We start from the raw sequence: 13,693 nt of genomic DNA, 5'->3' as shown, positions 1-13,693 counted from the left end.
AGCTATTTAGACAGGTCAGGCCGATTGACGTAGCGGCAGGCTGCGGGACTGATGGCCTGCGGCATACCATCGCATACCGTCTTCCCATCCGCGGGGATTGGCGCTATGAGCCTGCGACACCAACGCCAAAGGGGGACCCCCATGTCGAAGATCAAGGTCGCCAACCCGGTCGTCGAACTCGACGGCGACGAGATGACCCGGATCATCTGGGACTTCATCAAGCAGAAGCTGATCCTGCCCTACCTGGACATCGACCTGAAATATTACGACCTCGGGATCGAGGAACGTGACCGGACCGAGGACCAGATCACCATCGACGCCGCCAATGCGATCAAGCAATACGGCGTCGGCGTGAAATGCGCGACCATCACGCCCGACGAACAGCGGGTCGAGGAATTCGGCCTCAAGAAGATGTGGAAGTCGCCCAACGGCACCATCCGCAACATCCTGGGCGGCGTGATCTTCCGCGAGCCGATCATCTGCAAGAACGTGCCCCGTCTGGTGCCGCACTGGACCCAGCCGGTCATTGTCGGCCGCCACGCCTTCGGCGACCAGTACAAGGCCACCGACTTCCTGTTCCCCGGCAAGGGCAGGCTGACGATCAAGTTCGTCGGCGAGGATGGCGAAACCATCGAGCACGAGGTCTTCCAGGCCCCCTCCTCGGGCGTCGCGATGGCCATGTACAACCTGGACGACTCGATCCGCGACTTTGCCCGCGCATCCATGAACTACGGGCTGAACCGCGGCTATCCGGTCTACCTGTCCACCAAGAACACCATCCTGAAAGCCTATGACGGCCGCTTCAAGGACCTGTTCCAGGAGGTCTATGAGGCCGAGTTCGCCGACAAGTTCAAGGCCGCCGGCATCACTTACGAACACCGCCTGATCGACGACATGGTGGCGTCCAACCTGAAATGGTCGGGCGGCTATGTCTGGGCCTGCAAGAACTATGACGGCGACGTGCAGTCGGACACCGTGGCGCAGGGCTTCGGCAGCCTCGGGCTGATGACCTCGGTGCTGATGACGCCTGACGGGCAGACCGTCGAGGCCGAGGCGGCGCACGGCACCGTCACCCGCCACTACCGTGAGCATCAGAAGGGCAAGGAGACCTCGACCAACTCCATCGCCTCGATCTTCGCCTGGACCGGCGGGCTGAAGCACCGCGCCAAGCTGGACGGCAACGAGGAACTTCAGCGCTTCGCCGAAACGCTGGAGCGCGTGACCGTGCAGGCGGTCGAGGACGGTCACATGACCAAGGACCTCGCCCTGCTGGTCGGGCCGGACCAGAAGTGGCTGTCCACCATGGGCTACCTGGAAAAGGTGGACGAATACCTGAACAAGGCGCTGGCGGGCTGAGCCTGCGCCCATCAACGGAAAGGGCCGGGCAGCGATGCCCGGCCCTTTTTCCATGCGCCGGGATCAGCCTTCGGGCGCGGCGGCAATGGAATCCACGATCTCTCCGGCCAGCGCATGGGCGCCCCCGACCACGGCAGGGTCGAGTTCCGTGACCTCCTGGCCCGTGACCTCGCCGACCTGCACGTTCAGCGCCCGGCCCCGCACCTCGGCCACGCAGAGCGCGTAGGTCACATCCTTCACCTGGGTTCCCATGCACTCCATTCCGGTGCCGGCAGGGCTTCGGACCGTGGCGCGCGTCATCGGGATGTCCCCGTCCGCCATGTAGGCCGCAGCCCGTTCCACGTTGCCCGCGATGCCGCCCTCATACAGCCGATACAGCAGCACCTGCACGTTCCGGCTGTCGTCCGGGTGATGATAGGTCGCGGCGATCCGCCCTTCCTGTGGCTTGCTCTGGATCGAGGCGCGGGTCAGGCCGTCGATCTCTTCGGGAAAGCCCGGAAGGAAGGCGTTGGTGGGATGGCCCTGCACGACATTGGGCGGGCCGTCGGTCTGGGCGGCAGCAGGGGTGCCAAGCGCGGCAGCCATGGCCGCCGCGAGCAGGACTCTGGTCATGGGTTCTCCTTGTCCCGCGTCACTCGCCCGTGGGATTGTCCGAGGCGGGATACCAGTCCACGATCACGACCTCGGTCCCGGCCCCCGTCGCCTGCAGCTTTTCGGCGAACTCGGCCGGGTCGCTGCCCTTGTGGTGATAGGGGGTGACCATGCGCGGGGCCATTTCCGCCACGCCTTCCACCGCCTGATCCACCTCCATCGTGTAGGGCAGGTTCATCGGTACGAAGGCGACCGCGATGTCGGCCTGCGCGCGGAACTCGGGCGTGGCCTCGGTGTCGCCGGCGATATAGATGCGGCCGTGGTCGGGCGAGGTCAGGACATAGCCGTTGTCGCGGCCCTGCGGGTGATACTGCATCCGCTCGGGCGTGATGTTATAAGCGGGCACGGCCTCGATCGGGATGCCCGCGACCTCGCCGCTGTCGCCGTTGGCCATGACTGTGGCGCGGGCGCGCAGGTCCTCGGGCAGCTTTTCGGCCACGGCGGGGTTGACGACCAGCGCCACGCCCTCGGTGACGATGGCAGCCAGTGTGTCGGGGTCGAAATGGTCGCCATGCTCATGCGTGACCAGCACCGCCGTGGGCGTGCCCGCCGCGGCATATTGCCCGGCGTCCCCCACCGGATCGACAAGGATGCGCTGGCCGCCCAGGGTCAGCATCAGGCTGGCGTGCTCGAAGGGCGTCAGGAACTCCGGCGCCCCGGCGCTGCTGGCGGCAGGAACGGCGGCCTGCGCCCGCAGCATCGCGGGCAGGCTGGCGGCGGTCCCTGCGGCGAGCGCGGCGGCGAGGGTCTGGCGTCGGTTCAGGCGCATGGTGTCTCTCCACGGAACGGGGGTCCACGGTCAATTCCGGCCGGGCGCCTGCGGTTCCCGGCCCCCCAGCCCTTTTCCCGGAGGCCCCGAGGGGCTATCTCCACCTCGTCCCCAGCCCCGGAGCCTTTGCCGATGAAAGCCGCCGTCATCACATTCCCCGGTTCCAACTGCGACCGCGACCTCCTCGTTGCGCTGAAGTCCGCGGGCGCCGGGGTTTCCCGCGTCTGGCACAAGGACGACGCGCTGCCCGAAGGGACCGACCTCGTGGCGGTGCCCGGCGGCTTTTCCTTCGGCGACTACCTGCGCTGCGGGGCCATCGCCGCCCGCTCGCCAGTCGCCGCCGCGATTCGCACCCATGCCGAACGGGGCGGCTATGTGCTGGGGGTCTGCAACGGCTTCCAGGTGCTCACGGAACTCGGCCTGCTGCCCGGGGCGCTGATGCGGAACGCGGGGCTGACCTTTCTTTGCAAGGACGCCCCCCTGCGCGTCACGGCCCGCGACAACCCCTTCCTGTCCGCCTTCTCGGACGCCGAGGAGATCAGCCTGCCCATCGCCCACCATGACGGCAACTACCAGATCGACGCCGAAGGGCTGACCCGGCTCAAGGCCGAGGGCCGCATCGCCCTGACCTATCGCGCCCCGGTCAACGGCTCGGTCGCCGACATCGCGGGCGTCTTGTCGGAAAACCGCCGTGTTCTTGGAATGATGCCGCATCCCGAACGCGCCGCGGAAGCGGCGCATGGCGGCTCGGACGGCGCGCGGCTGTTCCACGGGCTGATCGATTCGACCGTCGCCGCGTAACCCCCGCGCCCCGCAGCGGACGCTTGAGCGGAAGCCCGCCAACCCATAGATTGGCCGGCATGGCAGACCGCGGCCAAGAGATCGAGGACGACCCCGGACATCCCGCCGCGCTGCGCGCGCGCGCGGCCGCACGCAGCCGCCTTGTGAACCGGATCAGCGTCGTCCTGCTGCTGCTGGCGGCGATGGGCGCGATCTGGTGGACCAACGTCTGGCTGACCGATCGGTTCTCGGAAAACACCCGCGTCCGGGCGGAACTGCGCTCGGCGCTTTACACCGGCAACCTTTTGTCCGAACTGCAGCGCACGGCGGTGGTGCCCCTGCTCTTGGCCCGCGACCCGGCGCTGATCGGGGCGCTCAGCAGCAAGGACTACGCCACCGTCTCGGCCCGGCTGATCGCCGCGCAGAAGGAAATCGGCGCGGCCTCGATCCGGCTGCTGGACAACTCGGGCCGCACCGTGGGGGCCACCGACCGCAAGCTTCTGGGCAGCAACTACGTCTCGGCCCCCTTCTATGTCGAGGCGCTGCGGACCAACGACACCGTCTTCACCGTCTCGCCGGGACCCGCCGGCGGCTTCGATTTCACCTACTCCCGCGCGGTGATGCGCGACGGGCGGGCGGTCGGCGTGATCGTGGTCGGGGCCGACCTTTCCCGGCTGGAACGGTCATGGGCGGGGATCTCGGACGCGGTGGTCGTCACCGACAGTTCCGGCCAGATCATCCTGTCCACCGAACCCCGCTGGCGGGGCCATGGCCTGCAGGACGCGCTGGCCGTCAGGTCCGCCCCGACGGCCATCGAGCGCGCTTTCCAGGTCACCGCCGACTGGTCGAACCGACCCGTAGATGCCTATGTCGGCGGCAAGGCGGTGATGGAAACGGAAACCCGCATCCCCTTTCGCGGCTGGCGGATGACGCTGTTCACGACCTTCGATTCGGTGCGCGAAAGGGTGAACACCTTTCTTGCGCTGGAAATCATGGGCTTTGCCATCCTGATGGCGGCGGGCTTCTACATCCTGTCCCGCCGCGCCAGCGTCCAGTCCGCCCGCTATCGCCGCGAATCGGCCGACCTGCGGGCGCTGAACAACCGGCTCACGCGCGAGATCGCCGAACGCGAACGGATGCAGCGCGAATTGCGCGTGGCCGAGCAGACCGTCCAGCAGGCGTCGAAACTGGCCGCGCTGGGCGAGATGTCGGCAGGCGTCAGCCACGAGCTGAACCAGCCCCTTGCCGCGATGAAGACCTATCTCGCCGGCTCGCGCCTGCTCTTGGAACGGGGCCGGGGGGACGAGGCGCTGACCTCGTTCCAGCGCATCGACGACCTTCTGGACCGCATGGGCACGATCACCCGGCAGTTGAAATCCTATGCCCGCAAGGGCGGCGAGGCCTTTGAACCCGTGGACCTGCGCGTGGCCCTGTCGGGCGCGCTGACGATGATGGAACCCCAGTTGCGCAACCGCCGCGTCCGGCTGCAGCGCAGCCTGCCGCGCGAGCCGGTGATGGTCTTCTGCGACCGCATCCGGCTGGAACAGGTCATCATCAACCTGATCCGCAACGCGATGGACGCGACCAAGCAGATCCGCGACCCCTCGATCGAACTGGTGGTGGACAAGCTTTCGCATGCCCATCTGTCGGTCCGGGACAACGGGCCGGGGGTCGAGGACCTGGAACAGTTGTTCGAGCCTTTCTGGACTACGAAAAGCCCCGGCGAGGGCACGGGGCTGGGCCTCGCCATCTCGTCGGGGATCGTTGCCGATTTCGGCGGCCGGCTGACGGCGCATAACCGCGACAGCGGGGGCGCGGTCTTCGATGTCGAGCTGCCATTGTTTGAACCCGCCCGGCATGGCGCAAGGCCGCTGGCTGCGGAATGACGAAAGGAAATGACATGGCGCAGACGATGACGGTCGCGATCGTGGACGACGAACCCGACATGCGCGAATCGATCAGCCAATGGCTGACGCTGTCGGGCTTCCGCACCGAAAGCTACGCCAGCGCCGAAGAGGCGCTGAAGGCCATCGGCCCCGACTGGCCCGGCGTGGTGATCTCGGACATCAGGATGCCGGGGATGGACGGCATGGCGTTTCTCAAGCGGCTGATGGGGCAGGATTCGGGCCTGCCGGTCATCATGATCACCGGCCACGGCGACGTGCCGATGGCGGTCGAGGCGATGCGGCTGGGCGCGATGGACTTCATGGAAAAGCCCTTCAACCCCGACCGGATGACGGAACTGGCCAAGAAGGCCACGCAGGCCCGCCGGATCACGCTGGACAACCGCGCCCTGCGCCGGGATCTTTCCGAAGGCCAGCAGGTCATGTCCAAGCTGGTCGGCGCCTCGCCCGCGATGGACCGGCTGCGCGAGGATATCCTCGATCTGGGGCAGGCCGACGGCCACGTCCTGATCGACGGCGAGACCGGGACCGGCAAGACGCTGGTGGCCCATGCGCTGCATGCGGTCGGGCCGCGGGCGTCCAAGAAGTTCGTCCCCATCAGTTGCGCCGCCTATAACGACGAGGCGCTGGCGACCCGGCTTTTCGGCCCCGTCGAGGAGGGCCTGCCCGCGGTCGAGGAGGCCCGCGGCGGCACCCTCTGCCTTGAGGATATCGAGGCGCTGTCCGATCCGCTGCAGGCCCGGCTGCTGGCCTTCATCGCCGACCAGGGCGCGCCCGCCGAGACGCGCATCATCGCCATTTCCAACGCCCGCGCCGAGGGCCGCCGGGCCGAGGACAGCCTGCGCCCCGACCTGTTCTACCGCCTGTCGGCGCTGAAGATCACCGTGCCCGCCCTGCGCCAGCGGGGCGAGGACATCCTGTCGCTGTTCACCCGGATGACGGAACAGTTCGCCGACGAATACGGATGCGAGCCGCCCCAGGTGACCGCGCAGGAGGCTGCCCAGCTTCTGCAGGCCCCCTGGCCCGGCAACATCCGCCAGCTCATCAACGTGGCCGAGCGCGCGGTCCTGCAGAACCGGCGCGGCACGGGGTCCATCACCTCGCTGCTGATGGGCGACGGCGAAGAGGCGCAGACCGACGCGACGACAACTGAGGGCAAGCCGCTGAAGGAATATGTCGAAAGCTTCGAGAAGATGCTGATCGACAACACCATGCGCCGCCACAAGGGCTCGATCAGCGCGGTGATGGACGAGCTTTGCCTGCCGCGCCGGACGCTGAACGAGAAGATGGCGAAATACGGCCTGAGCCGCGGCGACTATCTCTAGTCGTATCGGACGTGCATCGCCTGTGCATTGAGCGTGCATCGGATGTGCGGCCGGATTCCTGCAACCAAGGGCTGAAATCGGCGGTGACGCTTTCGCATTGTCATTTGCCGGCGTCACGCCCTATGTTGCCCCCATGCGGGGGCACGGCCTCTTGTCGGCCGCGTCCGTCCCGCACCCGGTTTCGCAACGTGGCCGCCCTGCCGGAGCTTCCGGCAAGCGGTCGCGTGGGAAAAGCCGGCGGTCTCGCCCGTCCCCGGACAAGCCGACCGCCTGAACATTCGCCGCCTTCGTTCCTGCAACATGGTCCGAAGGCACAGGAAAAAAGAGACGCGATGGATCGCGCGGTGGACGACGATGGATGGAACCGGCGGGGCGCAAGGCCCGCGGGCCCTGCCGCCACCGGTCCCGCAATCCCGCCCGGCGCTCGTCCCGCGTCCGCATCACACCGCACCCCTTGTCCCTCACCGCCGTTGCGCGGGCGGGCAGGGCTGCGCGAAAGAACACTTCATGGCAAAGAAAATGCTGATCGACGCCACGCATCCCGAGGAAACCCGGGTCGTCGTGGCGGATGGAACCAGGGTCGACGACTTTGATTTCGAGACCCTGAACAAGCGCCAGTTGGCCGGCAACATCTACCTGGCCAAGGTCACGCGGGTCGAGCCGTCGCTGCAGGCGGCCTTCGTGGATTACGGCGGGAACCGCCACGGATTCCTCGCATTCGCCGAGATTCACCCGGATTACTACCAGATCCCCGCAGCCGACCGCCGCGCGCTGATCGAGGAAGACCGCGCCGCCGCCGAGGCCGAGGAGGAGGACAGCGCGCAGGAGCGCCGTCCCCGGAACACCCGCTCGCGCAGCCGTGGTGGCCGCGAGGAACGGGCCGAGCGCGCCTCGCAGGACGACGCGGTGACGAAATCCGACGCCGTGCCGGGGATGGAGGTCATTGACGCCTCGACTGAACAGCCGTCGGCCGAGGATGCCGCCGTCGAATCCGGCTTCTCGGCGGCTGGTGGCGATGCGGTCGATCCTTCGGTCGAAGGGCAGGGCGGTGATGCCAACGCCCCCGAACCCACCCCCGTTGACGCCCCCGAACGGGCCGAGGCGCAGGCGGAAGCCGGTGATTCGGACGACGACCATGCCGAGGACAGCGGCTCGGACGACGAGATCGAATCCGTCGCCGAGGAGGACGTGGCCGAGGAGATCCGCCCCGCCCGCAAGCCCCGCGCGCGCCGCTACAAGATCCAGGAAGTCATCAAGGTCCGGCAGATCATGCTGGTGCAGGTCGTCAAGGAGGAACGCGGCAACAAGGGCGCGGCGCTGACCACCTACCTGAGCCTCGCCGGCCGCTATTGCGTGCTGATGCCCAACACCGCGCGCGGCGGCGGGATTTCCCGCAAGATCACCAATGTCGCCGACCGCAAGAAGCTGAAGGACATCGCCGCGCAGCTTGAGGTCCCGCAGGGCGCGGGGCTGATCATCCGCACGGCGGGCAGCCAGCGGACGCAGACCGAGATCAAGCGCGACTACGAATACCTCATGCGTTTGTGGGAGCAGATCCGTGAGCTGACCTTCAAGTCGGTCGCGCCCGCGCCGATCTACGAGGAAGGCGACCTCATCAAGCGGACGATCCGCGACCTTTACAGCAAGGACATCGACGAGGTGCTGGTCGAGGGCGAGCGCGGCTATTGCACCGCCCGCGACTTCATGGCGATGATCATGCCCTCGCAGGTCCGCGCCGTGAAGCATTACACCGATCCCATGCCGCTGTTCACGCGGCACGGGGTGGAAAGCTACCTGTCGGGGATGTTCAACCCGACAGTGCAACTGAAATCCGGCGGCTATATCGTCATCGGCATCACCGAGGCGCTGGTCGCCATCGACGTGAACTCGGGGCGGGCGACCAAGGAAGGCTCGATCGAGGATACCGCGTTCAAGACGAACTGCGAGGCGGCGGACGAGATCGCGCGGCAGTTGCGCCTGCGCGACCTTGCCGGGCTGATCGTCATCGACTTCATCGACATGGACGAGCGCAAGAACAACGCCGCCGTGGAAAAACGCTTCAAGGATGCGCTGAAGAACGACCGCGCCCGCATCCAGGTCGGCCGCATCTCGGGCTTCGGCCTGATGGAAATGAGCCGCCAGCGGCTGCGGCCGGGGATGCTGGAATCGACGACCCAGCAATGTCCGCATTGCCACGGCACCGGGCTGATCCGGTCGGATGATTCGATGGCGCTGACGATCCTGCGCGCGATCGAGGAAGAGGGAACCCGCAAGCGGTCCCGCGAGGTGCTCGTCAAGGCGCCGGTCGCGGTCGCGAACTACCTGATGAACCAGAAGCGCGAGCATATCGCCACGATGGAAGCGCGGTATGGCCTGTCGGTGCGGGTCGAGGCTGACCCTGGGCTGATCTCGCCCGACTACACGCTTGAGAAGTTCAAGACGGCGACCCGCGCGGTGCCCGAGCCGAGTTCGGCTGCGCTGTCGGTCGATGCCCGCCTGATGGCGCAGATCGACGAGCACGAGGATGCGGCCGAGGAGGAAATCGAGGCCGAGATCGAGACCGAGGCGGATGAATCCGCGGCGCATGAGGTCGTCGAGGATGAGAACGGCAACGGCTCGCGCCGCCGCCGCCGCCGCCGCCGCCGCGGTGGCCGCAACGGGGACGAGGCGAACGACGAGCAGCATCCGGAGGATGACGGTGAGGCGGATGCCGAAATCGCCGAGGACGAAAGCGGGAATGTGGAGGATGAGGCGGGTGGGGACAGCAAACCTGCCGGTTCCAGCCGCTCGCGCCGCTCGCGGTCACGGTCCCGCCGTCGCGTCGAGGATCGGGGCGAGGCTTCAGGGGAAACCACCGGGGGCATCATCGACGAAAGCCGCGACGTTCCGGCGGGCGCGGGCGAGCCGGTGGAAACCGGCGGCATCCCGGCGAATGCGGACGGGTTGGGTGATGATGCAGAGGAGGATGCGCAGGAGGCCGACGGTTCGGCACACGCGCCCGAAGGTGCGATGATAGAAGCCTCGCGGGCATCCGGTGAAGAGCCTGCCCGTGAAGCTGCCGAGCCGCAGGCTGGAAGCGTTCAGCCGCAGGATGCGGGGGAAGAAGCTGCCCCGGTTGCTGCCTCTGATCAGGCCGTGGCTGAGGCAGATCCGGTGTTGGAAGATGCCGGTGCTCAGCAAGGGGAGGCCGCGGCTGAAGCGATCCCGGACGAGCGCGCAGGCGAGGCTGCGATGGCCGATGTGGCAGGTCCGGCGACCGAGGCTGAGGGCAGCCCCGCCGATGAGGCTGCCGCCGGTAAGGACACCGATAGCCCGGCGTCTGCTGTCGATAATGCAGAAGAATACAGGCCCGAAGCGGAGCCGGCCGGAACGGAGGCTTCAGGCGCCGAAGCGGCTGAGGGCGCGAGCGAGGCAGAGGTTGCTCAGCTTGAGCCTCGGGCTGAGGCTGCGACCATCGACGAGCCTGCAGCCGAGGCCGAGCCGCAGCCTGCGCGGCCCAAGCGGCGCGGCTGGTGGTCGAACTGATCCGCTGACGCAGCCGTGACGTTCTGACGCGAGGCCGGGGCTTCCCCGGCCTCGTTCTTTTCTTCATGGTGCCGCCCATGTTTGGGATCGAACTTGCCGACGCCGCCATCCTGCCGGCGGCCCTTGTCGCCATGCTGGCGGGAATCCTGTCCTTCCTGTCGCCCTGCGTCCTGCCGATCGTGCCGCCCTATCTGGCTTACATGACCGGGGTGAAGGTCTCGGCCCTGAAGGAACGCCAGCGCAGCGCGGTGCTGCCGGCGCTGTTCTTCGTCATGGGGCTGTCCACCGTCTTCCTGCTGATGGGCTATGCGGCCTCGGCCTTTGGCCGGGCCTTCCTGCAGTATCAGCCGATGCTGGTGACGATCTCGGGCATCTTCGTGATCCTGCTGGGGCTGCATTTCCTGCATGTCTTCCGCATCCCGATCCTCGACCGCGAGGCGCGGATCGAGGCGGGGGACAAGGGTGGCACGGCGATGGGGGCCTATCTGCTGGGCCTCGCCTTCGCCTTTGGCTGGACGCCCTGCATCGGGCCGCAATTGTCCATGATCCTGACGCTGGCCGCGACCGAGCCCGCTCGCGGCACGACCCTGCTGGGAATCTATGCGCTGGGCCTCGGCATCCCGTTCCTGCTGTCGGCGATCTTCATCGAGCGGTCCATCGGGCTGATGAACCGGCTGAAGCGGCACATGGGGGTGATCGAGCGGATCTCGGGCGTGCTGCTGATCGGGGTGGGCGTGCTGCTTCTGACCGGCTGGCTGGGCGTCATCAGCTACTGGCTGCTGGAAACCTTTCCGGCGCTGGGCGTCATTGGCTGAACGGCCCAGGACGGCGGGCGCTTTTCCAGAAAGGCGGTCAGGCCCTCGTCCGTGTCGGGCAGCATCAGGTTCTCGCACATGACCGCGCCGGTCTGCCGGTAGGCGTCGGCGAGGCTCTGGCCCAGTTGCTCGCGGAAGGCGCGCTTGCCCAACCGCACGGCCGCCGGCAGCTTTGTCGCGACAAGCTGCGCCAGCGCCATGGTTTCCTCGGCCAGCTTTTCGGGCGGGACGACGCGGTTCACCAGCCCCAGCTCGCGGGCACGCTGGGCGTCGATGAACTCGCCCGTCACCAGCATTTCGAAGGCCGCGCGGGGGTGGATGGCGCGAGTCAGGGCCACCATCGGGGTCGCGCAGAACAACCCGATATTGATGCCGTTGACGCCGAAACGGACGCCCTCGGCGGCCACCGCCATGTCGCAACTGGCGACAAGCTGGCAGCCAGCGGCGGTGGCGATGCCCTGCACCTCGGCGATGACCGGCTGGGGCAGGGCGCCGATGGCTTGCATGAGCGTGGCGCATTCGGCGAACAGGGATTCGTAGGCCGCGCGGCCGCCGTCATCGCCTTCCCGCGCCGCCTGCATCTGCCTGAGGTCGTGGCCGGCCGAGAATGCCTTGCCCTCGGCGGCGAGGATCACCGCGCGCACGGGCTGGTCAGCGATCCCGGAGAAGGCCTCGGTCAGCGCGGCGATCATCTCGATCGACAGCGCGTTGTAGTTGGCGCCGCTGGTCATCACCAGCCGGGCCACCGGGCCGTGATCCTCGCGCCGGATCAGTTCACCTGCGTTCGCCATTGTCACCCTCTGCTTCGTCACGCCAAACTCTAGGCCCGCAAGGAGGGTCTGGAAAGCATGATGCAACCGCACGAGATTCAGGCGTTCATCGCCCGCGAGTTCCCGCAGGTCAGCGGCTACAGCGTCACAAGGGTGGACGGCGAAGGCGTGGGGATGCGGCTGGCGGTCGAGCACCGGCATCTGCGTCCGGGCGGGACGGTCTCGGGCCCGACGATGTTCGAGTTGGCAGACCTGGCCATGTATGCCGCGGTTCTGTCGCGGATCGGTCCGGTGGCCCTGACGGTGACGACCGGGGCCAGCATCGACTTCATGCGCAGGCCCGCGGCCGGGCGCGACTTGCTGGCCGAGTGCCGGCTGCTGAAGCTAGGGCGGGTCCTTGCAGTCGGGGACGTGCTGGTCCGCAGCCAGGGCATGGAGGAGCCGGTAGCGCGAGCATCGCTGACCTATTCGATTCCGCCGAAAACAGGCGAGTAGGATAAGGTATCTTATTACCTATACTACAATCCATTGTTTAATATGGATTTTTATATGTGTGCCGTCGTTGACCTTCGGGGCTGCTTTGGTGCATAGACCCCTATCCGAATTCACACCCCCGAAAGGGACGACCGATGAAGACCTATACCGCGAAACCGGCGGAGATCGAGAAGAAGTGGATCCTGATCGACGCCGAGGGCGTCGTTCTGGGCCGCCTCGCCACGATCGTCGCCAGCCGCCTGCGCGGCAAGCACAAGCCGACCTTCACGCCGCACATGGACATGGGCGACAACGTGATCATCATCAACGCCGACAAGGTGCAGATGACCGGCGACAAGCGTGACGACAAGAAATACTACTGGCACACCGGCTATCCGGGCGGGATCAAGCACCGCACCGCCCGCCAGGTGCTGGAAGGCGCCCATCCCGAGCGCGTCGTCATCAAGGCCGTCGAGCGCATGATCAGCCGCAACAAGCTGGGCAAGCAGCAGATGACCAACCTGCGCGTCTATGCCGGCGACCAGCACCCGCACGAGGCCCAGCAGCCCGAAGTGCTGGACGTCAAAGCGATGAACCCCAAGAACACCCGGAGCGCCTGAACATGGCCGAAGACATCAAATCGCTGGACCAGTTGAGGGATGCGGTCACGGCCAGTGCCGGCGCCGTCCAGGGCTCGACCTCGGAAGAAGCGCGCAGCCTGCAGGACGCAGTCGTCCGTGAACCGCAGCGCGACGCGCAGGGCCGTGCCTATGCCACCGGCAAGCGCAAGGACGCGGTGGCCCGCGTCTGGGTCAAGCCGGGTTCGGGCAAGGTCACGGTGAACGGCAAGGACATGGCGGAATATTTCGCCCGTCCCGTGCTGCAGATGATCCTGCGCCAGCCCTTCGACATCGCAGGCGTCGCCAACCAGTATGACGTCTATGCAACTGTTGCGGGCGGGGGGCTCTCGGGCCAGGCCGGTGCGGTGAAGCACGGCATCTCGAAGGCGCTGCAGTTGCATGAGCCCAGCCTGCGCGGCGCGCTGAAGGCCGCGGGCTTCCTGACCCGCGATCCGCGCGTGGTCGAGCGTAAGAAATACGGCAGGGCCAAGGCGCGCCGGTCGTTCCAGTTCTCGAAGCGCTGATCGCTTCGAATCGCACAAGCTCGAAGGGCGCGGCATCTGCCGCGCCTTTTTTCGTTTCGGCAGGCCGATTTCTGCGAGTCGCGACTCGCACGGCAACCGATTCCGTCACCGAAGCGTTGCGATTCCATGTAAGATCCGGCTTGGGAAGCTATCCGGGTCCTGAAACAGCCGTTTCGAGGC

At 67.0% G+C, this 13,693-nt stretch carries 12 protein-coding genes; 9 read left to right on the top strand and 3 right to left on the bottom strand.

From position 1 onward, the window contains the following. The first annotated feature begins 141 nt into the window (after positions 1-141). Positions 142-1,356: an NADP-dependent isocitrate dehydrogenase gene (locus JGR78_RS11335; protein WP_182792134.1), complete on the top strand. Its 1,215-nt coding sequence runs from the start codon at positions 142-144 to the stop codon at positions 1,354-1,356. Between the two features lie 63 nt (positions 1,357-1,419). On the opposite strand, the gene JGR78_RS11330 is transcribed toward JGR78_RS11335, so the two are convergent. Both JGR78_RS11330 and JGR78_RS11325 read right to left on the bottom strand, forming a co-directional pair. Next, positions 1,420-1,968: a hypothetical protein gene (locus tag JGR78_RS11330; RefSeq protein WP_182792135.1), complete on the bottom strand. Its 549-nt coding sequence runs from the start codon at positions 1,966-1,968 to the stop codon at positions 1,420-1,422. A 19-nt stretch (positions 1,969-1,987) separates the two neighbouring features. Then, positions 1,988-2,776 (bottom strand): MBL fold metallo-hydrolase, encoded by a 789-nt coding sequence (locus JGR78_RS11325; RefSeq protein ID WP_182803747.1) that lies wholly within the window; start codon positions 2,774-2,776, stop codon positions 1,988-1,990. 132 nt (positions 2,777-2,908) lie between these two features. On the opposite strand from JGR78_RS11325, the gene purQ reads away from it, so the two are divergent. From purQ to JGR78_RS11300, 5 genes are all read left to right on the top strand, one after another. Then, positions 2,909-3,577, top strand: coding sequence for a phosphoribosylformylglycinamidine synthase subunit PurQ (purQ, locus tag JGR78_RS11320; RefSeq protein WP_182803744.1), 669 nt, complete (start codon positions 2,909-2,911; stop codon positions 3,575-3,577). A 59-nt stretch (positions 3,578-3,636) separates the two neighbouring features. Further along, positions 3,637-5,442 carry an ATP-binding protein gene (locus tag JGR78_RS11315; RefSeq protein ID WP_182803742.1) on the top strand — a complete coding sequence of 602 codons (1,806 nt, stop codon included), beginning with the start codon at positions 3,637-3,639 and terminating at the stop codon, positions 5,440-5,442. 14 nt (positions 5,443-5,456) lie between these two features. Beyond that, positions 5,457-6,785 carry a sigma-54 dependent transcriptional regulator gene (locus tag JGR78_RS11310; RefSeq protein ID WP_182792139.1) on the top strand — a complete coding sequence of 443 codons (1,329 nt, stop codon included), beginning with the start codon at positions 5,457-5,459 and terminating at the stop codon, positions 6,783-6,785. A 507-nt stretch (positions 6,786-7,292) separates the two neighbouring features. After that, entirely contained in the window at positions 7,293-10,310 is a 3,018-nt protein-coding gene (locus tag JGR78_RS11305) for a ribonuclease E/G (RefSeq protein ID WP_182803740.1), read from the top strand. Between the two features lie 77 nt (positions 10,311-10,387). Next, positions 10,388-11,125, top strand: coding sequence for a cytochrome c biogenesis CcdA family protein (locus tag JGR78_RS11300; RefSeq protein ID WP_182803738.1), 738 nt, complete (start codon positions 10,388-10,390; stop codon positions 11,123-11,125). On the opposite strand, the gene JGR78_RS11295 is transcribed toward JGR78_RS11300, so the two are convergent. Then, positions 11,080-11,916 carry an enoyl-CoA hydratase gene (locus JGR78_RS11295; RefSeq protein WP_182792142.1) on the bottom strand — a complete coding sequence of 279 codons (837 nt, stop codon included), beginning with the start codon at positions 11,914-11,916 and terminating at the stop codon, positions 11,080-11,082. The two genes, JGR78_RS11300 and JGR78_RS11295, sit on opposite strands and share 46 nt — an antisense overlap. A gap of 60 nt (positions 11,917-11,976) precedes the next feature. Between JGR78_RS11295 and JGR78_RS11290 the strand changes: the two genes are divergently transcribed. The 3 genes from JGR78_RS11290 (at position 11,977) to rpsI (ending at position 13,513) form a co-directional block, all read left to right on the top strand. Then, positions 11,977-12,390, top strand: a complete 414-nt coding sequence (locus JGR78_RS11290) for a PaaI family thioesterase (RefSeq protein ID WP_182792161.1) — start codon at positions 11,977-11,979, stop codon at positions 12,388-12,390. Between the two features lie 134 nt (positions 12,391-12,524). After that, positions 12,525-12,989, top strand: a complete 465-nt coding sequence (rplM, locus tag JGR78_RS11285; RefSeq protein WP_182792143.1) for a 50S ribosomal protein L13 — start codon at positions 12,525-12,527, stop codon at positions 12,987-12,989. 2 nt (positions 12,990-12,991) lie between these two features. Continuing rightward, complete coding sequence (rpsI, locus tag JGR78_RS11280) at positions 12,992-13,513, top strand: 30S ribosomal protein S9 (RefSeq protein WP_182792144.1); 522 nt, start codon at positions 12,992-12,994, stop codon at positions 13,511-13,513. Positions 13,514-13,693: the final 180 nt, after the last annotated feature.

It is taken from the genome of Paracoccus sp. MC1862 (assembly GCF_016617715.1).
Taxonomy (GTDB): domain Bacteria; phylum Pseudomonadota; class Alphaproteobacteria; order Rhodobacterales; family Rhodobacteraceae; genus Paracoccus.
Note: the sequence above shows the minus strand (reverse complement) of the source record. Positions and strands in the feature narration are given on the sequence as shown.